Annotated in this window: 21 protein-coding genes; 6 read left to right on the plus strand and 15 right to left on the minus strand. The window is 71.7% G+C overall.

The annotated features are described in order from the left end of the window. Nucleotides 1–8: 8 nt before the first annotated feature. Entirely contained in the window at nt 9–2,534 is a 2,526-nt protein-coding gene (locus tag ACZ6KY_RS33780; RefSeq protein WP_261704656.1) for an ATP-dependent Clp protease ATP-binding subunit, read from the minus strand. Nucleotides 2,535–2,964: 430 nt separating this feature from the next. Here ACZ6KY_RS33780 and ACZ6KY_RS33785 point away from each other — a divergent pair, with 430 nt between their 5' ends. Next, nucleotides 2,965–3,687: an SCO3374 family protein gene (locus ACZ6KY_RS33785; RefSeq protein WP_469314057.1), complete on the plus strand. Its 723-nt coding sequence runs from the start codon at nt 2,965–2,967 to the stop codon at nt 3,685–3,687. Here ACZ6KY_RS33785 and ACZ6KY_RS33790 read toward each other — a convergent pair. From ACZ6KY_RS33790 to ACZ6KY_RS33835, 10 genes are all read right to left on the minus strand, one after another. Beyond that, nucleotides 3,666–4,001 (minus strand): histone-like nucleoid-structuring protein Lsr2, encoded by a 336-nt coding sequence (locus tag ACZ6KY_RS33790; RefSeq protein WP_469314058.1) that lies wholly within the window; start codon nt 3,999–4,001, stop codon nt 3,666–3,668. The two genes, ACZ6KY_RS33785 and ACZ6KY_RS33790, sit on opposite strands and share 22 nt — an antisense overlap. A 226-nt stretch (nt 4,002–4,227) precedes the next feature. Further along, nucleotides 4,228–4,803, minus strand: a complete 576-nt coding sequence (locus tag ACZ6KY_RS33795; protein WP_469314059.1) for an amino-acid N-acetyltransferase — start codon at nt 4,801–4,803, stop codon at nt 4,228–4,230. Between the two features lie 9 nt (nt 4,804–4,812). Then, nucleotides 4,813–5,229, minus strand: coding sequence for a BlaI/MecI/CopY family transcriptional regulator (locus tag ACZ6KY_RS33800; RefSeq protein ID WP_469314092.1), 417 nt, complete (start codon nt 5,227–5,229; stop codon nt 4,813–4,815). A 198-nt stretch (nt 5,230–5,427) separates the two neighbouring features. Then, entirely contained in the window at nt 5,428–5,613 is a 186-nt protein-coding gene (locus tag ACZ6KY_RS33805) for a hypothetical protein (protein ID WP_328554209.1), read from the minus strand. 13 nt (nt 5,614–5,626) lie between these two features. Next, nucleotides 5,627–6,223 carry a hypothetical protein gene (locus tag ACZ6KY_RS33810; protein ID WP_469314093.1) on the minus strand — a complete coding sequence of 199 codons (597 nt, stop codon included), beginning with the start codon at nt 6,221–6,223 and terminating at the stop codon, nt 5,627–5,629. A 336-nt stretch (nt 6,224–6,559) separates the two neighbouring features. Then, nucleotides 6,560–7,357 (minus strand): type III pantothenate kinase, encoded by a 798-nt coding sequence (locus ACZ6KY_RS33815; RefSeq protein ID WP_351542506.1) that lies wholly within the window; start codon nt 7,355–7,357, stop codon nt 6,560–6,562. An 8-nt stretch (nt 7,358–7,365) separates the two neighbouring features. Further along, the gene (gene nadC / locus ACZ6KY_RS33820) at nt 7,366–8,343 is read right to left on the minus strand and encodes a carboxylating nicotinate-nucleotide diphosphorylase (protein ID WP_469314060.1); all 978 of its coding nucleotides are present in this window, start codon (nt 8,341–8,343) and stop codon (nt 7,366–7,368) included. Between the two features lie 5 nt (nt 8,344–8,348). Next, nucleotides 8,349–10,118: an L-aspartate oxidase gene (locus ACZ6KY_RS33825; RefSeq protein WP_469314061.1), complete on the minus strand. Its 1,770-nt coding sequence runs from the start codon at nt 10,116–10,118 to the stop codon at nt 8,349–8,351. Then, complete coding sequence (gene panC, locus ACZ6KY_RS33830) at nt 10,115–11,107, minus strand: pantoate--beta-alanine ligase (protein WP_469314062.1); 993 nt, start codon at nt 11,105–11,107, stop codon at nt 10,115–10,117. Before panC ends, ACZ6KY_RS33825 begins: the two co-directional genes overlap by 4 nt. Continuing rightward, nucleotides 11,104–12,051, minus strand: a complete 948-nt coding sequence (locus ACZ6KY_RS33835; protein ID WP_469314063.1) for a Rossmann-like and DUF2520 domain-containing protein — start codon at nt 12,049–12,051, stop codon at nt 11,104–11,106. The genes panC and ACZ6KY_RS33835 overlap by 4 nt, the downstream gene beginning before the upstream one ends. Nucleotides 12,052–12,269: 218 nt before the next feature. Between ACZ6KY_RS33835 and ACZ6KY_RS33840 the strand changes: the two genes are divergently transcribed. Beyond that, on the plus strand, nt 12,270–13,481 hold the full coding sequence (locus ACZ6KY_RS33840; protein WP_469314064.1) for a threonine aldolase family protein: 1,212 nt from the start codon (nt 12,270–12,272) through the stop codon (nt 13,479–13,481). 53 nt (nt 13,482–13,534) lie between these two features. Here the strand turns inward: ACZ6KY_RS33840 and ACZ6KY_RS33845 are convergent, their stop codons facing one another. Next, nucleotides 13,535–13,753 (minus strand): hypothetical protein, encoded by a 219-nt coding sequence (locus tag ACZ6KY_RS33845; RefSeq protein WP_469314065.1) that lies wholly within the window; start codon nt 13,751–13,753, stop codon nt 13,535–13,537. Between the two features lie 159 nt (nt 13,754–13,912). Here ACZ6KY_RS33845 and ACZ6KY_RS33850 point away from each other — a divergent pair, with 159 nt between their 5' ends. Then, a complete protein-coding gene (locus tag ACZ6KY_RS33850; protein ID WP_469314066.1) occupies nt 13,913–15,019 on the plus strand; it encodes a DUF5937 family protein in 1,107 nt (368 codons plus the stop codon). 423 nt (nt 15,020–15,442) lie between these two features. Here ACZ6KY_RS33850 and ACZ6KY_RS33855 read toward each other — a convergent pair whose 3' ends face one another. Continuing rightward, on the minus strand, nt 15,443–16,114 hold the full coding sequence (locus ACZ6KY_RS33855; RefSeq protein WP_362395850.1) for a response regulator transcription factor: 672 nt from the start codon (nt 16,112–16,114) through the stop codon (nt 15,443–15,445). A 69-nt stretch (nt 16,115–16,183) separates the two neighbouring features. Continuing rightward, complete coding sequence (locus tag ACZ6KY_RS33860; RefSeq protein ID WP_469314067.1) at nt 16,184–17,389, minus strand: sensor histidine kinase; 1,206 nt, start codon at nt 17,387–17,389, stop codon at nt 16,184–16,186. A 118-nt stretch (nt 17,390–17,507) separates the two neighbouring features. Here ACZ6KY_RS33860 and ACZ6KY_RS33865 point away from each other — a divergent pair, with 118 nt between their 5' ends. Further along, the gene (locus tag ACZ6KY_RS33865) at nt 17,508–18,710 is read left to right on the plus strand and encodes an SAM-dependent methyltransferase (RefSeq protein WP_469314068.1); all 1,203 of its coding nucleotides are present in this window, start codon (nt 17,508–17,510) and stop codon (nt 18,708–18,710) included. On the opposite strand, the gene ACZ6KY_RS33870 is transcribed toward ACZ6KY_RS33865, so the two are convergent. Then, complete coding sequence (locus tag ACZ6KY_RS33870; protein WP_469314069.1) at nt 18,675–19,826, minus strand: NADH-quinone oxidoreductase subunit D; 1,152 nt, start codon at nt 19,824–19,826, stop codon at nt 18,675–18,677. The genes ACZ6KY_RS33865 and ACZ6KY_RS33870 overlap by 36 nt on opposite strands. Nucleotides 19,827–19,857: 31 nt before the next feature. Here ACZ6KY_RS33870 and ACZ6KY_RS33875 point away from each other — a divergent pair, with 31 nt between their 5' ends. Together ACZ6KY_RS33875 and ACZ6KY_RS33880 are read left to right on the plus strand one after the other, a co-directional pair. Further along, a complete protein-coding gene (locus ACZ6KY_RS33875) occupies nt 19,858–20,361 on the plus strand; it encodes a PH domain-containing protein (protein ID WP_469314070.1) in 504 nt (167 codons plus the stop codon). A 101-nt stretch (nt 20,362–20,462) separates the two neighbouring features. Continuing rightward, nucleotides 20,463–21,749, plus strand: a complete 1,287-nt coding sequence (locus ACZ6KY_RS33880) for a PH domain-containing protein (protein ID WP_469314094.1) — start codon at nt 20,463–20,465, stop codon at nt 21,747–21,749. Nucleotides 21,750–21,926: the final 177 nt, after the last annotated feature.

Genomic DNA, 21,926 nt, shown 5'->3' on the forward strand with positions numbered 1-21,926 from the left:
CCCGCAGGTCACGCCTCCTTGCTCAGGTTGGGACCGGCACCGCCGGCGGCCTGCTCGATCGGCGGGATGTCGGGAAGCGCCGACTTCTCCTCGCCCCGGAAGGTGAAGGCCTTGGCCTCGCCCTCGCCCTCCGTGCCGACGACCACGATGTGACCGGGACGGAGCTCCCCGAAGAGGATCTTCTCGGAGAGGATGTCCTCGATCTCGCGCTGGATGGTCCGGCGCAGCGGCCGGGCGCCCAGGACGGGGTCGTAGCCCTTCTTGGCGAGGAGGGACTTGGCGCTCGGGCTGAGCTCGATGCCCATGTCCCGGTCCTTCAGACGCTCGTCCACCTTCGCGACCATGAGGTCGACGATCTGGATGATGTCTTCCTCGGTCAGCTGGTGGAAGACCACCGTGTCGTCGACACGGTTCAGGAACTCGGGGCGGAAGTGCTGCTTCAGCTCCTCGTTGACCTTGGCCTTCATCCGGTCGTAGTTGCTCTTGACGTCGCCCACGGCCGCGAAGCCGAGGTTGAAGCCCTTGGAGATGTCCCGGGTGCCGAGGTTGGTCGTCATGATGATGACCGTGTTCTTGAAGTCCACGACCCGGCCCTGGGAGTCGGTCAGACGACCGTCCTCCAGGATCTGCAGCAGCGAGTTGAAGATGTCCGGGTGCGCCTTCTCGACCTCGTCGAAGAGGACGACGGAGAACGGCTTGCGGCGGACCTTCTCGGTCAGCTGGCCGCCCTCTTCGTAGCCCACGTAACCGGGGGGCGAACCGAAGAGACGCGAGACCGTGTGCTTCTCGCTGAACTCCGACATGTCGAGGGAGATCAGCGCGTCCTCGTCACCGAAGAGGAACTCCGCGAGGGTCTTCGACAGCTCCGTCTTACCGACACCCGAGGGGCCGGCGAAGATGAAGGAACCACCGGGACGCTTCGGGTCCTTCAGACCCGCTCGCGTGCGGCGGATCGCCTGCGAGAGCGCCTTGATGGCGTCCTTCTGGCCGATGACCCGCTTGTGGAGCTCGTCCTCCATGCGCAGCAGACGCGAGGACTCCTCCTCGGTCAGCTTGAAGACCGGGATGCCGGTGGCGGTGGCCAGGACCTCGGCGATCAGCTCGCCGTCGACCTCGGCCACGACGTCCATGTCGCCGGCCTTCCACTCCTTCTCGCGCTTGGCCTTCGCCGCCAGCAGCTGCTTCTCCTTGTCGCGGAGAGAGGCCGCCTTCTCGAAGTCCTGGGAGTCGATGGCCGACTCCTTGTCGCGGCGCACGCCCGCGATCTTCTCGTCGAACTCACGGAGGTCCGGCGGTGCGGTCATCCGGCGGATGCGCATCCGGGAGCCCGCCTCGTCGATCAGGTCGATCGCCTTGTCGGGCAGGAAGCGGTCCGAGATGTACCGGTCGGCGAGCGTCGCCGCCTGCACCAGGGCCTCGTCCGTGATGGACACGCGGTGGTGGGCCTCGTACCGGTCGCGCAGACCCTTGAGGATCTCGATCGTGTGGGGGAGGGAAGGCTCCGCCACCTGGATCGGCTGGAAGCGGCGCTCTAGGGCCGCGTCCTTCTCGAGGTGCTTGCGGTACTCGTCCAGCGTGGTGGCGCCGATGGTCTGCAGCTCACCGCGGGCCAGCATCGGCTTCAGGATCGAAGCGGCGTCGATGGCGCCCTCGGCGGCACCCGCGCCGACCAGCGTGTGCAGCTCGTCGATGAACAGGATGATGTCGCCGCGGGTACGGATCTCCTTGAGGACCTTCTTCAGGCGCTCCTCGAAGTCACCGCGGTAGCGGGAGCCGGCGACCAGCGCGCCGAGGTCGAGGGTGTAGAGGTGCTTGTCCTTGAGGGTCTCGGGCACCTCGCCCTTGACGATGGCCTGGGCGAGGCCCTCGACGACGGCGGTCTTGCCGACGCCGGGCTCACCGATCAGCACCGGGTTGTTCTTCGTACGGCGGGACAGGACCTGCATGACCCGCTCGATCTCCTTCTCGCGCCCGATGACCGGGTCGAGCTTGGATTCACGGGCGGCCTGGGTGAGGTTCCGGCCGAACTGGTCGAGGACCAGGGAGGTGGAGGGGGTGCCCTCGGCAGGACCACCGGCGGTGGCGGTCTCCTTGCCCTGGTAGCCGGAGAGCAGCTGGATCACCTGCTGCCGCACCCGGTTGAGGTCTGCGCCCAGCTTGACCAGGACCTGGGCGGCGACGCCCTCGCCCTCACGGATCAGGCCGAGCAGGATGTGCTCCGTGCCGATGTAGTTGTGGCCCAGCTGAAGGGCCTCGCGGAGCGAGAGCTCCAGCACCTTCTTGGCACGGGGGGTGAAGGGGATGTGCCCGGACGGGGCCTGCTGGCCCTGGCCGATGATCTCCTCCACCTGCTGGCGGACCGCCTCGAGCGAAATCCCGAGGCTCTCCAGGGCCTTAGCGGCGACACCCTCACCCTCGTGGATCAGGCCCAGGAGGATGTGCTCGGTGCCGATGTAGTTGTGGTTGAGCATCCGGGCTTCTTCCTGAGCCAGGACGACAACCCGCCGCGCGCGGTCGGTGAACCTCTCGAACATCGTTAATCGCTCCTCAGAGCGGTCAGGCAGTAAGGGGACGCTCCCCTCCCTGTCCTTCCGCAGCTTAGTCCCGCAAGCGGGGACCGCTCATTCCAACTGCCGACACCGTCCTTGGCCTCCTGACCCCGAACGCCGACATCTGCTCCAACCTGATGGTGCGAGACGATGTTCCCGCAGGCCAGGCAGATACCCTCTCCCGCTGTACGCCGATGGCGAACGTGAGATGCCCGAGCCTTGCGTGTCGCCCCTCCCACTAGGGATGTCTTACCCGTGCGCACCGACACTCCATGCCGCGCGCACCGGTTCCCTCCGCTACGGGCGAACATCCGTGCCCGGCCGAACGCTCCCGCACGCCCCTTTTTCCGGAACTCTGCGCGTTCGCTTAAACGCCCAGCGTAACTCCGGGGCTCTTGTGGCGGTTGCTCCTTGCATGGTTTCCACCGTCCCTGTCCCTCGCCGGCCGTTCGATCCCGGTGATCCGGTCGATCCGGTGCATCAGTGGTACGAGAACGAACTGGGCTGGACGGCAGTGCCCGGGTCGCCGGTACGGCTCGTCACGGGGCTGCGCTTCGACGTCCTGGAGGTGCCGGCGGAGGCGGGATTCGCGGCGCTGCGGCATCTGGGGCCCGCTTCTCCGGTGGCGTTGCACGGGGAGCGGATGCGGCTGCTGGTGGCCGCCGGAAGCGCGGAGGAGCTGCCGGGGCTGCTCGACTGGCTGGAGTGGGGCGCTCTCGCGCTGGATCTCACGGCGATCGGCGCGGACGGAAGCATCGAGGCTCCCCCGCCGCCGGATCCCGGCGTCCCGGTGGCGCCGGACTTCGCGGCTCCGGCGTCGCGGGGCCCCCGTGCTCCGCTGCCGGCCGGATTCGGGGAGCGGCCCGGGGACCACCCGCAAGCCCGTCCCGCGGACCGGCTGCCGGCCGGTCCGGAAACGCGGAGGGGCCCACGAGGGGCCGCCCGCTGGCTGCGACCCCCGGAGCCCGGCCGCGAGGTGGAGCCGGCCTTGCCGACGCTGTCGGCGCTGGGCGGCGGGGCCGTCGGCGGGGGCGTTGGGGGCGCCCCCGATCTCGTACGACTGGTGCAGACGATGGCGACACACTGCCATCGGGTGAAGCTGCGGCAAGCGTGCGCTCAGCCGTTGGCCTTCTCGTAGGCCTCGCGAATGGACGCGGGAACACGGCCGCGGTCGTTGACGTCGTGGCCGTTCTCCTTGGCCCAGGCGCGAATCTGCGCGGTGTCCTGGCTGCCACCGGAAGCGACGCGGGCCTTTCCGCGTCCGCCCGAAGCGCGGCCTCCGGTACGACGGCCACCCTTGGTGTAGGGGTCGAGAAGACCACGGAGCTTGTCCGCATTGGCGGTCGTGAGATCGATTTCGTACGTCTTGCCGTCCAACGCGAACGTCACGGTCTCGTCCGCCTCGCCACCGTCGAGGTCGTCGACAAGAAGGACCTGAACCTTCTGCGCCACCGGATTTCCTTTCATCGATAACTTCAGGGCAAGGAGGGCCCGCGGCGTCCGCCGTTTCGCCGTCCCTTGTTATATGCAGTACTGCAGTACGTCGGAAAGCAAACCGCTTTTGCTGGAAAAACACAAACCCCTGGCAGAGACTCACTGGACACCGCCCGCCGGAAACGTGCGCGTTTCGGACATAGGGAACGTGGGCAACGCACTCCGCAGGAATAGCCGGCCGCGATCACAGATGCAGAAGCATCCGACTGTTGCCCAAGGTGTTCGGTTTCACCCGTTCGAGACCGAGGAACTCTGCCACGCCCTCGTCATAGGAACGCAGGAGCTCGGCGTACACATCCGTGTCGACGGGTGTCTCGCCGATCTCCACGAAGCCGTGCTTCGCGAAGAAGCCGACTTCGAAGGTCAGACAGAAAACCCGTCGAACGCCGAGCCAGCGAGCGGTCTGCAGCAACTTCTCCAGCAACTGGTGACCGACGCCCAGGCCCTTGACCGCGGGGTTCACCGCGAGAGTGCGGACTTCCGCGAGGTCTTCCCACATCACGTGCAGGGCGCCACAGCCGATCACCTCGGCACTTGAGCCGGCGCCGCGTTCCGCGACCCAGAACTCCTGGATGTCCTCGTAAAGGGTGACCGTTGGTTTGTCGAGCAGGATACGGCGGCGCACGTTCGCGTCGAGGAGTCCGCGTACGGCCGCGACATCGCCTGTCCTGGCCCGCCGGACGGTGACGGTTTTCGCGGTGACTTCGGGATGCTGTGCCGGAAGCTCTGCCGGAACCTCCGCGGGATGCTCTGCTGGCATGAGCGGACGCTATCGCCCGGAGGCGCCCCCGTCGGCGGCGGGGTTCTCCTCGGAGGGCTCGGGCACCGGGGGCCTTTCGACGGCTTCGGGGGCTTGCGGTTCGGGCCCTTGCACCATGCGTACGGCATCCCTGAGCGCGACCCGCTGTTCCTCGCTCATCATCCCGAAGAAGGCGACGAGAGCGGCCGCCGGGTTGTCGCTCTGCGACCAGGCGTCGTTCATCAGGGCCGCCGAGTAGGCGGCGCGTGTGGAGACAGCCTCATATCGATAGGCCCGGCCTTCCGCCTCGCGACGCACCCAGCCCTTCTGATGGAGATTGTCCAAAACGGTCATCACCGTGGTGTACGCGATGGACCGTTCCTGTTGAAGGTCTTCCAGGACTTCCCGAACGGTCACCGGGCGGTTCCACTTCCACACCCGCGTCATGACCGCGTCTTCGAGTTCTCCCAATGGGCGAGGCACAGTTCAGAACAATAGTGGGAGATGGTCAACAAAAAGGGCGTACGACTCGAAGAACGTATGAAACGTCCGAGTCGTACGCCGGTGACAGCGCGCTTCAGCGCGGGACGGCCGTACGCCGAAGGGTGTTCGCCGGGCCGCGCGAGGCCGCCCGGGGCTCAGGGCTCAGGCCCCGGCGTCCTTGGGGGCCGAGGCCTGCTGGGCGGCCTCCACGCGCGCGAGGGCGGCGTCGACGACACCGTCCTCCTTGGCCTTGTTGGCCCCGCCCTGACTCTTCACGATCGTCACGATGAGCCCGATGAAGAACACGGCCATCACTACGGGGGGCACGAGCGCGGAGACATAGTCCATGGCTCCAGAGTAGCTAGCCCGCCGCGAGCTGCTGCGGCGGGTTCGCCGGAGGCGGTCCGGGCTTGCGCCGCGGCGGGAAGACCTCGCCCGGGGTGGGGATGGGACGGTCCGGGCGCGGCGTCCCGCCCGGCGGCTGGGACTGCGGTTTCGGCTCCGGCTTCCTGTCGGGCTCCTCGGCGGCGCGACCGCCGGGCAGGGCCAGCAGCCGGGTGCGGGACGAGGGGACCGAGGCGACCGTGCGGCCCGCGAGCCTGGCGCGCACGTCCTGCTCGGCGAGGACCCGGCAGCGGTCCAGGAGGGCCGCCGCGGTGGGGTTGCCACGCAGCGCGCGGAGCGCGGCGAGGTCGTCGGGGTTCGGCCGGTAGCCGGAGGCGAGGACCTCTTCCAGGAGGACGAGGTAGCCGGCGGCGGTGCCCGGCAGCGCGGCCCGGTAGCGGGCGAGGTCGGCCAGCAGGAAGGCCCGGAGCCTGGCTCCCTCACGGGCCGCCTCGTCGACGGACTCGGCGAGGCGGAGGCAGTCCTGGACGTCCTCGGCCGAGACGGGACTGGGGTGCAGGGCGAGGGCGAGGGCACGGCGGAGCACACGCAGCTCCTCCGCACCGAACGCCATACCGCCGTGGGATCCGTAGGGCGTGGGCATGGGGCGACGATACGTGCTAATCAGACAAAATCCGCATAGCGGTAGAAATGTGGCGCGTCCCGCGTTCGCGGAGCCGCCGTCACCGAGACGCGCCCGTCGCCGGGAACGCCATGGTCGAGAAGGCCGTGGCCGAGAACGTCGCGACCAAGAACTCCGTGACCGAGAGGCGCCGTCGACCAAGGAATTCCGTATCGGATTCCGGAAGTGCCCCGGCCGCCGGCCACTGCCCGCTGAAATCGACGCCGAAGGGGCCCCGCGTTCGCGGGGCCCCTTCGGTTCCTGCTCCATGAAGCGCGCGGGCGGAGCTCACATGCGCGAGACGTTCCGCTCGTACACCAGGCGCAGCCCGATCAGCGTCAGCCAGGGCTCGTGCTCGTCGATCACCGAGGACTCGCCGAGGACCATCGGAGCCAGCCCGCCCGTGGCGATGACGGTGACGTCCTCGGGGTCGTCGGCGAGCTCGCGCGCCATCCGGGTCACGACCCCGTCGACCTGGCCCGCGAACCCGTAGATGATGCCGGACTGCATCGCCTCGACGGTGTTCTTGCCGATCACCGCGCGGGGCCGGGCCACCTCGATCTTCCGCAGCTGAGCGCCCTTGACGCCGAGCGCCTCGACGGAGATCTCGATGCCGGGGGCGATGACACCGCCGATGTACTCGCCCCGCGCGCTGACCGCGTCGAACGTGGTCGCGGTACCGAAGTCGACGACGATCGCCGGTCCCCCGTACAGCTCGACGGCCGCGACGGCGTTGATGATCCGGTCGGCGCCGACCTCCTTGGGGTTGTCCGTGAGGATCGGCACGCCCGTCTTGACGCCGGGCTCGACGAGGACGGCGGGGACATCGCCGTAGTAGCGCCGCGTCACCTCGCGCAGCTCGTGCAGCACGGACGGCACGGTGGCGCAGATCGCGATGCCGTCGATGCCGTCACCGAGTTCCTCGCCGAGCAGCGGGTGCATGCCCATGAGTCCCTGGAGCAGCACGGCGAGTTCGTCCGCGGTCCGCCGCGAGTCGGTGGAGATGCGCCAGTGCTCGACGATCTCCTCCCCGTCGAAGAGGCCGAGGACCGTGTGGGTGTTGCCTACGTCGATGGTCAGCAGCATGGTCGCGGTTACTCCGCCGCTCGCAGGTCGAGACCGATGTCGAGGATCGGGGAGGAGTGCGTGAGCGCGCCCACGGCCAGGAAGTCGACGCCCGTGCGCGCGTACGCCGCGGCGGTGTCGAGGGTGAGCCGCCCGGACGCCTCCAGGAGGGCCCGGCCCTCGACGACGCCCACCGCCTCCTCGCATTCGAGGGGCGTGAAGTTGTCCAGCAGGATCAGGTCGGCGCCCGCGTCCACGACCTCGCGCAGCTGGTGCAGGGTGTCGACCTCGACCTCGACCGGGACCTCCGGGAACATCTCCCGTACGGCCTTGAATGCCTGTGCCACGCCGCCCGCGGCGACCACGTGGTTGTCCTTGACCAGCGCGGCGTCGGCGAGCGACATGCGGTGGTTGACGCCGCCGCCGCAGCGCACCGCGAACTTCTCCAGGGAGCGCAGGCCCGGCGTCGTCTTGCGGGTGTCCCGCACGCGGGTCCTGGTGCCCTCCAGGGCGTCCGCCCACGCGCGCGTGGCGGTCGCGATGCCGGACAGGCGGCACAGGAGGTTCAGGGCGCTGCGTTCGGCCGTCAGCAGGTCGCGGGTGCGCGTGGTGACGGTGAGCAGCTTCTGGCCGGCCTCGACGCGGTCGCCGTCCTCGACGTGCCGCTCGACCTCGAACTCGTCGGTGCAGATCACGGAGATGACGGCCTCGGCGACCCGCAGGCCCGCGACGACGCCCGCGTCCCTGGCGGTGAAGTCCCCGGTGGACACGGCGTTCTCGGGGATGGTCGCGACCGTCGTCACGTCCACGCCGTTGTCGAGGTCCTCCTGGATCGCCACGTTCGCGATGTCCTCGACCTCCAGGGGGTCGAGACCGGCGTCGGCGAGGAGCTGGGCCAGAGCGGGATCGAGGCCGCACTCCAGGTACGCCTCGTCCGTGTCGGCGCCGCAGCCGCAGCCGTCGCCGCAGCCGCCGCTCTGGGCGAGGGGAAGGTCGTGGGTGCTCACTTCGGTCACTGCTCCTGGGGACGGGACTGGGGCGCCGCGTGGGGCTGCCGGGATGTCGGGGGGAAGTCTGCGGTATCGGTGGTCAGGACCGCGAGCGTCCGGTCGGGATTCAGCCGTACGACGATGTGGCGGCGCCAGTCCGCGTCGTCCCGGTCGGCGTGGTCCTCGCGCCAGTGGCAGCCCCGGGTCTCCTCGCGCAGGAGGGCGGCGGCGACCAGGACGCGGGCCACGCACAGCAGGTTGGTGGCCTCCCAGGTGTCGACGCCGGGCTCGGAGGTCTTGCCGTTCTCGTCGAGGGCGTCCCGCGCGTCGGTGTGCAGCTTCTGGAGCTGGTCGGCCGCGGTCGCGAGGGACTCGGCTGAGCGCAGCACACCGGCGCCGACGGTCATGATCCGCTGGATCGCGAACCGGTTCTCGGGGGCGAGCAGCGGGTGCGCGGGCTTCTCGGGGTGCGGGACGGGTTCGGGCACACGCGCGTGGAGACCGTCCTCGGCGTGGCTCGCCGCGATGTCGTCGGCGATCCGCTCGGCGTAGACCAGGCCTTCGAGCAGCGAGTTCGAGGCGAGCCGGTTGGCGCCGTGGACGCCCGTGCAGGCGACCTCGCCGCACGCGTACAGGCCGGGGACCGTGGTGCGGCCCCGCGCGTCGGTCCGTACGCCTCCGGAGGCGTAGTGCGCGGCCGGGGCGACCGGGACGGGCTCGGTCACCGGGTCGATGCCGTGGGCGCGGCAGGCGGCCAGGATCGTGGGGAAGCGGTGCTCCCACATGGCGGCGCCGAAGTGCCGGGCGTCGAGGAACATGTGCTCGGCGTCCTGCTCCTGCATGCGGCGCGTGATGCCCTTGGCGACGATGTCCCGGGGCGCCAGCTCGGCCAGTTCGTGCTGGCCCACCATGAAGCGCACGCCGTCACCGTCGACCAGGTGGGCGCCCTCGCCGCGTACCGCCTCGGAGACCAGCGGCTGCTGGCCCTCCGCGTCCGCCCCGAGGAACAGCACGGTCGGGTGGAACTGCACGAATTCGAGGTCGGAGATCTCGGCGCCCGCGCGCAGGGCGAGGGCCACGCCGTCGCCCGTGGAGACGGACGGGTTGGTGGTCGCGGAGTAGACCTGGCCCATGCCGCCGGTCGCGAGGACCACGGCGGGGGCGTGCACGGCGCCCACCCCGTCGTGCTGGCCCTCTCCCATGACGTGCAGGGTCACGCCCGCGGTGCGGCCGTCGGCGTCCGTGAGGAGGTCGAGGACGAGCGCGTTCTCGACCGTGCGCAGGCCCCGCGCGCGGACCGCCTCGACGAGGGCCCGGGAGATCTCGGCGCCGGTCGCGTCGCCGCCGGCGTGCGCGATGCGGCGGCGGTGGTGGCCGCCCTCGCGGGTGAGTTCGAGTTCGCCCTCGGTGGACTCGTCGAAGTGGGCGCCGGTCGCGATGAGCCGGCGGACGGCGTCGGGGCCCTCGGTGACGAGGATGCGCACGGCCTCCTCGTCGCACAGGCCCGCGCCCGCCACCAGGGTGTCGTCGAGGTGCTGCTCGGGGGTGTCGCCCTCGCCGAGGGCGGCTGCGACGCCGCCCTGCGCCCAGCGCGTGGAGCCGTCGTCCAGGCGCGCCTTGGTGACGACGACGGTCCGCAGCCCCGCCGCCTCGCAGCGCAGGGCCGCGGTGAGGCCGGCGACGCCGGATCCGACGATCACGACGTCCGCGGTGAGGGCCCAGCCGGGGGCGGGCGCGTGCAGTCGTATGCCGGTGCCCTTGGCTGTGTCTGAACCTGTGCCATGGCCGGTCACGAGGCGGCTCCGAAGGTGAGGGGGATGTTGTCGATCAGCCGGGTCGTCCCGACCCGGGCGGCGACGGCGAGGACCGCCTCGCCGGTGAAGTCGTCCGGGATCTCCGTGAAGTCGGAGGGGTCGACGAGAGCGAGATAGTCAAGGACCAGCGGCGGGTGCATGCGGGCCGCCTCGTCGAGGACCAGCCGGGCGGCCGAGCGGACGCCGCCCGGCCAGCCGGGGACGGCCTTCGCGACGGCGTGCGCGTCGGCCGCGGCCCGCGACTCGCCTATGGCGCTGAGGGCCTCGGCACGCGCGCGCGTGGCCGGCACTTCGAGGGCCCGCGCGCGCAGCGCCTCCTGGGCCGCGTGCCGGTCGCGGCCCGCGAACAGGGCCTGCGAGAGGGCGAGCGCGGTGCGCCGCTCCTCGGCCGAGAGGTAGCGGTTGCGGCTGGAGAGGGCGAGTCCGTCCTCTTCGCGCACGGTGGGGACACCGGCGATCTCCACGCCGAAGTTCAGGTCGCGCGCCATGCGCCGGATCAGGGCGAGCTGCTGGGCGTCCTTCTGCCCGAACAGCGCCACGTCGGGCCGGGTGAGGTGCAGCAGCTTGGCTACGACGGTGAGCATGCCGTCGAAGTGGCCGGGCCGCACGGAGCCCTCCAGGCGCTCGCCCATCGGTCCCGCGGAGATCCGGACCTGGGGCTCGCCGCCGGGGTAGACCTCGTCGACGGCAGGGGCGAACACGACGTCCGCGCCCGCCTGTTCGGCGATCTTCAGGTCGGCGTCGAGGGTGCGCGGGTAGCGGTCGAGGTCCTCGCCCTGACCGAACTGGAGGGGGTTCACGAAGACGGTCACGACCACTTCGCCGCCGTCGCCCGCGACCTCGCGGGCGGTGCGGATCAAGGTGGCGTGGCCCTCGTGGAGGGCGCCCATGGTCATCACGACGGCCCGGCGGCCCGCGCGGGCACGCGCGTGCAGTTCGTCGGCGGTGCGCAGCAGGACGGTGGTCATCGGGCGTCTCCCTCGGTCCCCTGGGTCCCCTGGATCCCGTTCGTCCCGTCGGCGAGTACCCCCAGGAGGTCCTCGGCGAGTTCCGGCTTGAGCAGTCCGTGGGCGAGCGCGCGGTCGGCCGTCGCGCGGGCCATCGCGAGATAGCCGGCGACCGTCTGCGGGGCGTGCTCGCGCAGCTCGGCGACGTGCGCGGCGACCGTGCCCGCGTCCCCGCGCGCGACCGGTCCGGTCAGCGCCGCGTCGCCCGACCTGAGCGCGTTGTCCAGAGCGGCGCCGAGCAGCGGGCCCAGCATCCGGTCGGGGGCCTCCACACCGGCGGTGCGCAGCAGTTCCATCGACTCGGCGACCAGGGTCACCAGGTGGTTGGCGCCGAGCGCGAGGGCCGCGTGGTAGAGCGGCCGGGACTCCTCGGCGATCCACTCGGGCTCGCCGCCCATCTCGATCACCAGGGCCTCGGCGGCCAGCCGCAGCTGCTCGGGCGCGGTGACCCCGAAGGAGCATCCGGCGAGCCGCTGGACGTCCACGGGAGTGCCGGTGAACGTCATCGCGGGATGCAGGGCGAGCGGCAGCGCGCCCGCCCTCAGGGCCGGGTCGAGCACCCGCGCGCCGTACCGTCCGGAGGTGTGCACCAGCAGTTGGCCAGGGCGGACGGCGCCCGTCTCGGCGAGCCCTTCGACGAGCCCGGGGAGGGCGTCGTCGGGAACGGTCAGCAGCACGAGCTCGGAGCGCTCCAGGACCTGCGCCGGGGACACCAGCGGCACGTCGGGCAGGAGCTGCGCGGCCCGCCGCCTGGAGGCGTCGGAGACGCCGGAGACGGCCACCGGGCGGTGTCCGGCGAGCTGGAGTGCCGCGGCGAGCGCGGGTCCGACGCGGCCGGCGCCGACGACGCCGACGGTCAGCCGCGCGGGGCGGTCCTTGGGCTCTGTCTGGGGATACGTACTCACTCGACGGCGGCCTTCCGTTCCAGTCCGCTCGGGGTACCGGACGATTTCTCGTCATGTTAACGCGATTGGTTCGGGGGCAGTTCGGCCGTCCACAGGCTGTGGGTTTCCGCGAGCCGCGGGAACGGGACGTGCGCCGACCGCGTGAACGGGATTTCCGCAGGTCACCGGCGCACGGAAATCGGGTGACCGGCCGGGCGGGATCGGGACATCATCCTCGGATGAGCGATACAGCGGCACAGAGCGGGACGGAGCCTGCGGAGCAGGCCGGGGAGCAGACGGCGGAGCCGTCTGCCAAGGAGCGGTTCGAGCGGCGCGTCGCCGCCTGGAAGGCGGCGGAGCGGGTGCTGTGGCGGCCCAGCCACCAGCAGACGCTCGGCGAGCGTCTGGCCTGGCTGAGCGAGGGCGCCGGCGAGGTGTGCGACCTGGACGGGCGGGTCGACATGTACGGCGACGGCCTCGTCGAGACCCTGGAGGAGCGGGTCGCCGCGTTGCTGGGCATGGAGGCGGCGGCCTTCTTCCCGACCGGGACCATGGCCCAGCAGGTCGCCCTGCGCTGCTGGGCGGGCCGGACCGGCGACACGACCGTGGCGCTGCACGCCCTCAACCACCCCGAGGTCCATGAACGGCAGGCGTTCAGCCAGGTCAGCGGCCTGCGCCCGGTCCGTCTGACGGACGAGCCCCGGATGCCGACCGCCGAGGAGGTACGGGACTTCCCCGAGCCGTTCGGAGCGCTGCTGCTGGAGCTGCCTCTCAGGGACGCCGGTTTCGTCCTGCCCTCCTGGGAGGAGCTCACCGAGGTCGTGGAGGCCGCCCGGGAGCGCGACGCGGTGGTCCACTTCGACGGGGCCCGGCTGTGGGAGTGCACCCCGCACTTCGGCCGCCCCCTGAACGAGATCGCGGGCCTCGCGGACAGCGTGTACGTCTCGTTCTACAAGTCGCTCGGCGGCTTCGGCGGTGCCGCCGTCGCGGGGCCGAAGACGCTCGTGGACGAGGCGAAGACCTGGCGGCACCGGTACGGCGGCATGATCATCCAGCAGTTCCCGACCGTCCTGTCGGCACTGATCGGCCTGGAGCGGGAGCTGCCCCGGCTGCCGGACTACGTCGCCCACGCGCGCGTGGTGGCCGGCGCCCTGCGCGAGGGCTTCACGGAGGCGGGGGTCCCGTGGGTCCGTGTCCACCCGGAGGAGCCGCACACCCACCAGTTCCAGATCTGGCTGCCGTACGAGCCGGATGTTCTCGGGGACACGGCTCTGCGGCACGTCGAGGAGACGAGGACGGGCCTCTTCGCCCAGGGCTGGAACCGGGGCGGCCCCGGACTCTCGTACACCGAGGTGACGGTGGCCGGGCCGGGTCTGGAGTGGACGGCGGACGACGTGAAGACGGCGGTCCGGACGTTCGTGGAGCGGCTGCCGGGCGGGATCACCGGGTAGCACGGGGTCGCCTGGACGGCACGGGATCACCGCACGGCTCGGCGTCGGGGACCTCAGTGGGCCGGGTGCCGGCGCTGTCCGTGGAGCCACCGGCTCAGGGCGCCGCGTATCCGGCCGTGGGCCGGGTGCCCGGCCATGACGGCCCGGAACTGCCGGTAGTCGCGCAGCTCCCGCGCGACCTCCCGGTCGTGGCTGCCGGGCGCCGGTGGTGCCGCTTCCCCGTGCTGCGAGGCCCGGTAGGTGTCCAGGAGGTACTGCTGCGTGATGCTCATGACCGATCGCCTCTCGGGACGAGGGATGGGACCGAAGGACCTGCGCGAAATGCCCCGGATGCTCCAGATTGCGCCTGTCCGCCCCGGCTGTCGCCTCGATTGACGGCCGCCGTCAATCGACGGCGGCCCGTTGTCGGTGGCGGGGTGCACCATGGGGGCATGAGCGTGCGCATCGACATCGGCGGGCTGCGGCCGGAGCGGATCGCCGTCGTGCCGTCGCCGCTGGCCGAGCTGGGGATGGCGCTGCACGCGCTGGCGGAGCCGGGACACCACCCCGGGTTGCAGGGCTGGGTGACGGGGGTGACCGCCGGGCTCGATCCCCATCTCGCGGACCGGATGTGCGAGGCGGACTTCCTGTGGCGTACGACGTTCTCGGACCTGTTCCTGCCGTGTGCGGGCGTCCCCGGCGGGGCCGCGCTGCCGGGCGCGACGCTCGCCGAGGACCTGGACCTGCTGGACAAGCTCACGGACGAGCAGTTCGTGGACGCGGCCCTGGAGTTCACCTGCGCGCTGGCCTACAGCTCCGAGGGACCGCACGCGCTCTCCGACCCCGAGGTGCGGCGGCGCGCCGTGGATCTGGCCGCCTCGCGCGGGCCGCAGCAGACGCGGTTCACCGAGCGGCTGCTGGTGGACCCGCCGGGCGTGCGGGCCTGGCTGCGGCAGTTCCTGGAGGACTGCGACGAGGCCTTCTTCGCCGAGACCTGGTCCCGGCTGCGCCACCCGCTCGCCGCGGAGGCCCGCCACAAGACGGATCTGCTCCGGCACAAGGGCCTGTCCGAGGCACTGGCCTCCGTATCGTCCGCGCTGTCCCTGGACGAGACGGCGCGGCGCATCACCGTCGACAAGCTGACCGAGGGACGGACGGTCGCGGCGGACGGCGGCCTGCTCCTCGTCCCCACCAGCCTCGGCCGCCCGCACCTGATGGTGCTGCACCGCTACCAGTGGCAGCCGGTGCTGCACTATCCCGTCAGCTCCCCGGAGCTCGCGACCCCGCCCTCCGTCGAGCAGCTCACCCTGCGGATGGCCGCCCTGTCCCACCCGGTCCGGATGCGCATCTGCCGCCATCTGGCACGCAGCGCGTACACCACCGGCGAGCTGGCCCAGGCGCACGGCATGACCGCACCGGAGATATCCCGGCATCTGGGTGTGCTCAAGAAGGCGGGCCTGATCACCACGCGGCGCCGCGGCCGGTACGTACTGCACCAGCTCGACGTCAGCGTGGTGGCCCGGCTGGGCAGCGACTTCCTGGAGGGCATCCTGCGCTAGGCCAGCGCTGGGCCCTGTCCGGGGCGCACGGCCCGGTGAGGCGGTGCCGCGACGAGGTGCCGGTCCGGACGTAGCGTTGACGCCGTGGCGCCGACGGGCTCCGGACCATCCCCCGGGTCGGCGGAGGCGGCCGCGGTGCCGCCACGGCGCTGAAGCAGCAAACAATGTCGCGGCAGGACAGGGCGGTTTCCCCCGCCCCCGGCGATGAGCCGGTGCCGGAGGGGTGACAGCGGCCACCGGCCGTTCGAACGCCCGTGAACCTCAACCCACCCGGGTTGGAATCCCCCACTTTCAAGAGGGGGAGGATGTCAAAGGAGCATGCACAGACCCTCATCCCGCGCAGCACCCTGCACCGGCCGCCGGGCATACGGCCCTGCGGCACGGAGTGCGGCCCCCGCGTTCGACTGTGCGGCGCCCCGTGCCTCAGCCGAGCCCGCCCGCCCTGACGATCCCCGTCTCGTAGGCGAGCACGACCACCTGCACCCGGTCGCGCAGCCCCAGTTTGGTGAGAATGCGCCCGACGTGGGTCTTCACGGTGGCCTCGGAGAGGACGAGGCGGGCCGCGATCTCCCCGTTGGACAGGCCCTGCGCGACGAGGATCATGACCTCGCGCTCGCGCTCGGTGAGCCGCTCAAGCCCCTTGTGCCGGGGCTCCTTGCCGGCGTTGGGCAGCAGCGGCGCGAACCGGTCGAGCAGACGCCGGGTGGTGGACGGCGCGACCACGGCGTCGCCGCTGTGCACGGACCGGATGGCGGCGAGCAGTTCGCCCGGGGGCACGTCCTTGAGCATGAAGCCGGAGGCGCCCGCCTTCAGCCCGGAGAAGGCGTACTCGTCGAGGTCGAAGGTGGTGAGGATCAGCACCTTCGGCGGGTTCGGGTCCGAGCAGATGCGGCGGGTGGTCTCCACGCCGTCCAGCTTCGGCATGCGTACGTCCATCAGGACCACGTCGACCTCGGTGGCGCTCAGTACCTGCAGGGCCTCGACGCCGTCGCCCGCCTCGGCCACGACCTCCATGTCCGGCTGGGCGGCGAGCACCATCCGGAAACCGGTGCGCAGCAGCACCTGGTCGTCGACGAGCATCACGCGGATCGCCATCGGGGGCCTTTCACTTCGTCAGGATCATTCGTCGGGATCAGCTTCGTAGGAATCGGGTGTGTACAGGTGTCAGTGGGCCGCTTTGAGCGGCAGCAGGGCGCTGATGCGGAAGCCTCCGCCCGGCCGCGGCCCCGCGTCCAGGGTGCCGCCGACCATGCCGACGCGCTCCCGCATACCGATCAGGCCGTGGCCCTGCCCGTCGGCGCCACCCTCTTCGTACAGCTCGTGGGGCGCGCCCGTGCCGTCGTCCTCGACGAGCAGGCCGAGGCCGTCGTCGAAGTAGACCAGGCGGACGCTCGCACCCGCGTTCGGGCCCCCGTGCTTGCGGGTGTTGGTGAGCGCCTCCTGCACGATGCGGTACGCCGTGAGCTCCACGCCGCTGGGCAGCGGGCGCGGGGTGCCCTCCACCTTGAAGTCGACGGGCAGTCCTGAGGTGCGGCACTGCTCGATGAGGTCGTCGAGCTGCTCGACGTCGGGCTGCGGCACGTACTCGCCGCTCTCCTGGTGCTCGCCGGTGCGCAGGACGCCGAGCAGGCGGCGCATCTCGGCGAGGGCCTGCCGGCCGGTCCCCGAGATGGTCTCCAGCGCCTTCCTGGCCTGGTCCGGGGCGGTGTCCATGACGTACGCGGCGCCGTCGGCCTGGACCACCATCACCGAGACGTTGTGCGCGACCACGTCGTGCAGCTCGCGCGCGATCCGGGCGCGCTCGGCGGCGACCGCGACCTTGGCCTGCGCCTCGCGCTCCTTCTCCAGACGGGCGGCGCGCTCCTCCAGCTGTGCGAGGTAGGCGCGGCGGGTGCGGATCGAGTCGCCGAGCACCCAGGCGAGCGCGAACGGAACGGTCTGGAAGATCGCTATGAGGACACCGCCGAGACCGCCGGTCTCGTGCGTGGGCCAGCGCATCTGCGAGAGCGTGCCCGCGCACAGCCCGCCGACCAGCGCGAACCGGGAGGCCCAGCGGGCGCCGTCCGCCGCGACCGTGTAGATGATCACCAGCATCGCGAAGTCCTCGGGCGCCGACGGGACGTCGAGGACCAACTGTGCGAGGCCCGCCGCCACGGCCAGGACCAGCATCTTCTCCGGCATGCGGCGGCGCAGCGCGACGACCAGGCTCATGACGACGGCGATCGGGAGGGCCGCGGCGACCGACCCTCGCTGGTCCGCGGCTCCGTTGACATTGCTGAGGCTCACCCCGGAGATCCCGAGCAGGGCGACGGCCCAGAAGCTGTCGACCCATGTCGGGTACCTGCGGAGAAAGTCATAGAGGCGCTGCACGTAACCCAGAGTAGGGAAGCGTGCAGTGTGCAGGGGTCAACCGGAGGACCGATCCGGGAGGGCCCCTCGTACTCCCCAAGGTGGAGGCCCCCCGCTCCGGGACGCTTAGCCTGGCCCCGTGGAATGTGCGGCGACGGGCGAGTGGCGTGGGTGGCGCGAGGCTACGGAGGAGGCGTTGTACGGCCCTTCCGGCTTCTATCGGGGGCCCGAGGGACCGGCCGGGCACTTCCGGACCTCGGTGCACGCGTCCCCGTTGTTCGCGGGTGCCGTGGCGCGGCTGCTGTGCCGCCTCGACGCGGCGCTCGGCCACCCGGACACGCTGGCCTTCGTCGACATGGCGGCCGGCCGCGGCGAGCTGGTGACCGGCGTCCTGGCCGCTCTCCCCGCCGACGTGGCCGCCCGCGCGCGCGGGTACGCGGTCGAGCGGGCCGACCGGCCGGCCGGCCTCGACCGGCGGATCACGTGGCTCGCCGAGCCCCCGCGGGGGATCACCGGGCTGCTGTTCGCCAACGAGTGGCTGGACAACGTGCCCGTGGACGTCGCCGAGGTCGGCCCGGACGGAGAGCCGCGGCTGGTCCTCGTCCGCGGTGACGGAGCGGAACGTCTCGGGGAGGCCGTCACCGGGGCGGACGCGCGGTGGCTGCGGAACTGGTGGTGGCCGCCGGCCGGGACGCGGCCCGACCGCACACCCGCGCCGGGAGCGGGGCCGGTCCGCACAGCCCCACAAGAAGCACCACACCCGCAGGGGGCGCGCAGGTCTCCCGAAGAGCCCCCCGTGCCCGCCGAGGGCGCCCGTGCCGAGATCGGGCTCCCCCGGGACCTCGCCTGGGCCTCCGCCGTGTCCGCGCTCGACCGGGGTCTCGCCGTCGCCGTCGACTACGCGCACTTCGCGGACGGACGGCCGCCCTTCGGGACGCTCACCGGTTTCCGGGAGGGACGCGAGACGGCGCCCGTGCCGGACGGGTCGTGCGACATCACCGCGCATGTGGCGCTCGACGCGTGCGCGCTGCCCGGGGGACGCGTGGTGACCCAGCGTGCGGCACTGCGCGCGCTGGGCGTGAGCGGCGCGCGTCCCCCGCTCGCCCTGGCCTCGACGGACCCGGCGGCCTATGTGCGCGCCCTCGCGGGCGCCGGCGCGGCGGCGGAACTCACCGCGCCGGGCGGGCTGGGCGGTTTCGGCTGGCTGCTCCAGCCCGTCGGCTTCCCCGACGCGCTCCTGGACACCTTGGACGCCCAGGGCACCCCGGACACTCCGGACGCCGGGAAAGCCGTCCTGCGCGAAGCCCTACTTGTCGATGTCCCCGACCACGAAGAACAGTGACCCCAGGATCGCCACCATGTCCGCGACCAGCGTCCCGGGCAGCAGTTCGGTCAGCGCCTGGATGTTGTTGAAGGACGCGGAGCGCAGCTTCAGCCGGTACGGGGTCTTCTCGCCCTTGCTGACGAGGTAGTAGCCGTTGATGCCGAGCGGGTTCTCGGTCCAGGCGTACGTGTGCCCCTCGGGCGCCTTCAGGACCTTCGGCAGGCGCTGGTTGATCGGGCCGGGCGGCAGCTCGGCGAGCCGGTCGAGGCAGGCGTCCGCGAGGTCCAGGGAGACGTGCGTCTGCTCCAGGAGACACTCGAAGCGGGCCAGACAGTCGCCCTCCTCGCGCGTGACGACCTTCAGGGTGTCCTGGAGCTCGCCGTACGCGAGGTAGGGCTCGTCGCGGCGCAGGTCGAAGTCGACACCGGAGGCGCGCGCGATGGGGCCGCTCACGCCGTACGCGTGCACGGCCCGCGCGGTGAGGACGCCCACACCGCGCGTACGCCCCCGGAAGATCTCGTTGCCGAGCACCAGGTCGTCGTACACGCCCATCCGCGAGCGCAGCGCGGCGACGCAGGCACGCGCACGCGTTGCCCATCCGGCCGGGAGGTCCTCCTTGAGGCCGCCGACGCGGTTGAACATGTAGTGCATGCGTCCGCCGGAGATCTCCTCCATGACGTGCTGGAGTTCCTCGCGCTCCGTGAAGGCGTAAAAAATCGGGGTGATCCCGCCCAGTTCCAGGGGGTAGGAGCCCAGGAACATCAAGTGGTTGAGGACGCGGTTGAGCTCCGCGAGGAGCGTGCGCGTCCACACCGCGCGCGCGGGGACCTCCATACCGAGCATCCGCTCCACGGCCAGGACGACACCCAGCTCGTTCGAGAAGGCGGACAGCCAGTCGTGGCGGTTGGCCAGCATGATGATCTGACGGTAGTCACGCGCCTCGAAGAGCTTCTCCGCACCGCGGTGCATATAGCCGATGACCGGCTCCGCGTGCTGGATCCGCTCGCCGTCGAGGACGAGCCGCAGGCGCAGCACGCCATGGGTCGAGGGGTGCTGGGGGCCGATGTTGAGCACCATGTCGGTGCTCTCGGCAGCGCCGCCGACACCGACCGTGGTCTCCGTCGTAGGAGTCATGGGCACAGTCTCTCGTACGTACGCTTGCGTCATGGAGACGGGGAGCACGCGGACCGACGAGAGCGCGATGCCGGAGCCGGTCTGGACCGGACTGCCTCCGGGGCTGCTGCGGATGCGACGGCTGCTGCTGGTGGTGTGGCTGGGACTCCTGACGATCGCCGTCGGAGCGCTCCTCGCCCTGTTCGCCGGTCCGGGCTGGGCGGCCTTCGCGCTGCTGCCGCTCGCCCTGGCCGCGTGGGGCTGGCGCATGCTGGGGCGCAACTGGCGCTCCTGGCGGTACGCCGAACGCGCGGACGACCTGCTGATCAGCCGGGGTGTGCTGTGGCGTGAGGAGACCGTGGTGCCGTACGGGCGCATGCAGCTGGTCGAGGTGACCTCCGGGCCTCTCGAACGCCACTTCGGGCTCGCCGGCGTGCAGTTGCACACGGCCGCCGCGGCGACCGACGCGCGCATCCCGGGGCTCGACCCGGCCGAGGCCGAGCGGCTGCGGGACCGGCTGACCGAACTGGGCGAGGCACGATCGGCGGGACTGTGAGCACGGACTCCCCGGACTCCTCGGGGCACACGTCCGCCGCGGTCGGCGGTCCCTCCGGTACGACGGCCCCGCCGGGCGCCGACGAATCCGTACAGGAGGAACTGCCGCTGTCCGAGCGGCGGTTGCACCCCGTGACCCCGTTCCGGCGCGCCTGGGCACCGGTCGCCGTGCTGGCCGGCTGGGCCGTCCACGACCCCGGCCAGGCGCAGGAACAGCTGACCAGACTCACCACCACCGCGCTGCTCCTCGGACTCGCCGTGATCGTCCCGGGCGCCGCCCTCTACGGCTTCCTGAGCTGGTGGTTCACCCACTTCGCGGTGACCGACACCGAACTGCGCATCCGGACCGGCCTGTTGTTCCGCCGCACCGCCCACATCCGGCTCGAACGGCTCCAGGCCGTCGACATCACCCAGCCGCTGCTGGCCCGTGTCGCGGGCGTCGCCAAGCTCAAGCTCGATGTCGTCGGGACGGACAAGAAGGACGAACTGGCATACCTGGGCGAGGGCGAGGCCCGGATGCTGCGGGCCGAACTCCTCGCCAGGGCCGCCGGGTTCGCGCCCGGGGCCGCCCGCGAGGTCGGCGAGGCACCGGTCCGCCGGCTGCTGCACGTCCCGCCCGGCGTCCTCGCCGCCTCCCTGCTGCTCACCGGCGCCACCTGGGGTTCCCTGGCCGCCGCGTTCGTCGTCCCCACCCTGCTGTGGCTCGCCACGCACAGCGTGTGGACGGTCCTCGCGACCGGACTGCCTCTGCTCGGCGCGGCGGGCGCGAGCAGCGTGGGGCGGTTCGTCGCCGAGTACGACTGGACGGTGGGCGAGTCGCCCGACGGACTCCGCATCGACCACGGGCTCCTGGACCGTACGCACGAGACGGTGCCGCCCGGCCGCGTGCAGACCGTACGGATCGTCGAACCCCTGCTGTGGCGGGGCAGATGGGTGCGCGTCGAGCTGGACGTGGCCGGGTCGTCGAACTCGGTCCTCGTGCCCGTCGCCCCGCGCGAGCTCGCCGAGGCCGTGATCGCCGCGGTACTGCCCGGAGTGACCGTTCCGGCGTCCCTGGAGCGGCCGCCGCGGCGGGCCGGCTGGTGCGTGCCGTTCTGGTGGCGCGGGTACGGACTCGCCGTCACCGACACCGTCTTCGCGGCCCGCCGCGGACTGCTGCGGCGCCGCCTCTCCCTCGTCCCGCACGCGAAGGCGCAGAGCGTACGGCTGACACAGGGGCCCTGGCAGCGCTTCAAGGGGCTCGCCGACGTCCACATCGACGCCGGCGCCGGGAAGACGGTGACGGCACGGCTGCGGGACGCCACGGAGGCGAGGAAGCTGCTCCAGGCACAGGCGGACCGGTCCCGCACGGGACGGCGGGAAGCCCGGCCGGACCGGTGGATGGCCTGAGGCACGCACGGGGGTGGAGTTCGCGCGGAGGGGGCCGCGGCGCCCGTGGGCTGGCGCCTGTGGGCCTGACGCCCGTGGCGAAGAGGGCTTGCCCCCCTGAAGGCGTCCCCTGAAACGGATTGACGGATTGAGGGCGGTGGCGGGGAAACAGGGTGAGGGCAGTGGCGGGGTGCCACT

The organism is Streptomyces sp. NPDC042002 (assembly GCF_055588305.1).

Coding starts and splice junctions, on each gene's coding strand:
- ACZ6KY_RS33780 (WP_261704656.1), bottom strand. CDS start 2,534: ATGTTCGAGAGGTTCACCGACCGCGCGCGGCGGGTTGTCGTCCTGGCT.
- ACZ6KY_RS33785 (WP_469314057.1), top strand. CDS start 2,965: ATGGTTTCCACCGTCCCTGTCCCTCGCCGGCCGTTCGATCCCGGTGAT.
- ACZ6KY_RS33795 (WP_469314059.1), bottom strand. CDS start 4,803: ATGCCAGCAGAGCATCCCGCGGAGGTTCCGGCAGAGCTTCCGGCACAG.
- ACZ6KY_RS33800 (WP_469314092.1), bottom strand. CDS start 5,229: ATGACGCGGGTGTGGAAGTGGAACCGCCCGGTGACCGTTCGGGAAGTC.
- ACZ6KY_RS33805 (WP_328554209.1), bottom strand. CDS start 5,613: ATGGACTATGTCTCCGCGCTCGTGCCCCCCGTAGTGATGGCCGTGTTC.
- ACZ6KY_RS33810 (WP_469314093.1), bottom strand. CDS start 6,223: ATGGCGTTCGGTGCGGAGGAGCTGCGTGTGCTCCGCCGTGCCCTCGCC.
- ACZ6KY_RS33815 (WP_351542506.1), bottom strand. CDS start 7,357: ATGCTGCTGACCATCGACGTAGGCAACACCCACACGGTCCTCGGCCTC.
- panC (WP_469314062.1), bottom strand. CDS start 11,107: ATGACCACCGTCCTGCTGCGCACCGCCGACGAACTGCACGCGCGTGCC.
- ACZ6KY_RS33840 (WP_469314064.1), top strand. CDS start 12,270: ATGAGCGATACAGCGGCACAGAGCGGGACGGAGCCTGCGGAGCAGGCC.
- ACZ6KY_RS33845 (WP_469314065.1), bottom strand. CDS start 13,753: ATGAGCATCACGCAGCAGTACCTCCTGGACACCTACCGGGCCTCGCAG.
- ACZ6KY_RS33850 (WP_469314066.1), top strand. CDS start 13,913: ATGAGCGTGCGCATCGACATCGGCGGGCTGCGGCCGGAGCGGATCGCC.
- ACZ6KY_RS33855 (WP_362395850.1), bottom strand. CDS start 16,114: ATGGCGATCCGCGTGATGCTCGTCGACGACCAGGTGCTGCTGCGCACC.
- ACZ6KY_RS33870 (WP_469314069.1), bottom strand. CDS start 19,826: ATGACTCCTACGACGGAGACCACGGTCGGTGTCGGCGGCGCTGCCGAG.
- ACZ6KY_RS33875 (WP_469314070.1), top strand. CDS start 19,858: ATGGAGACGGGGAGCACGCGGACCGACGAGAGCGCGATGCCGGAGCCG.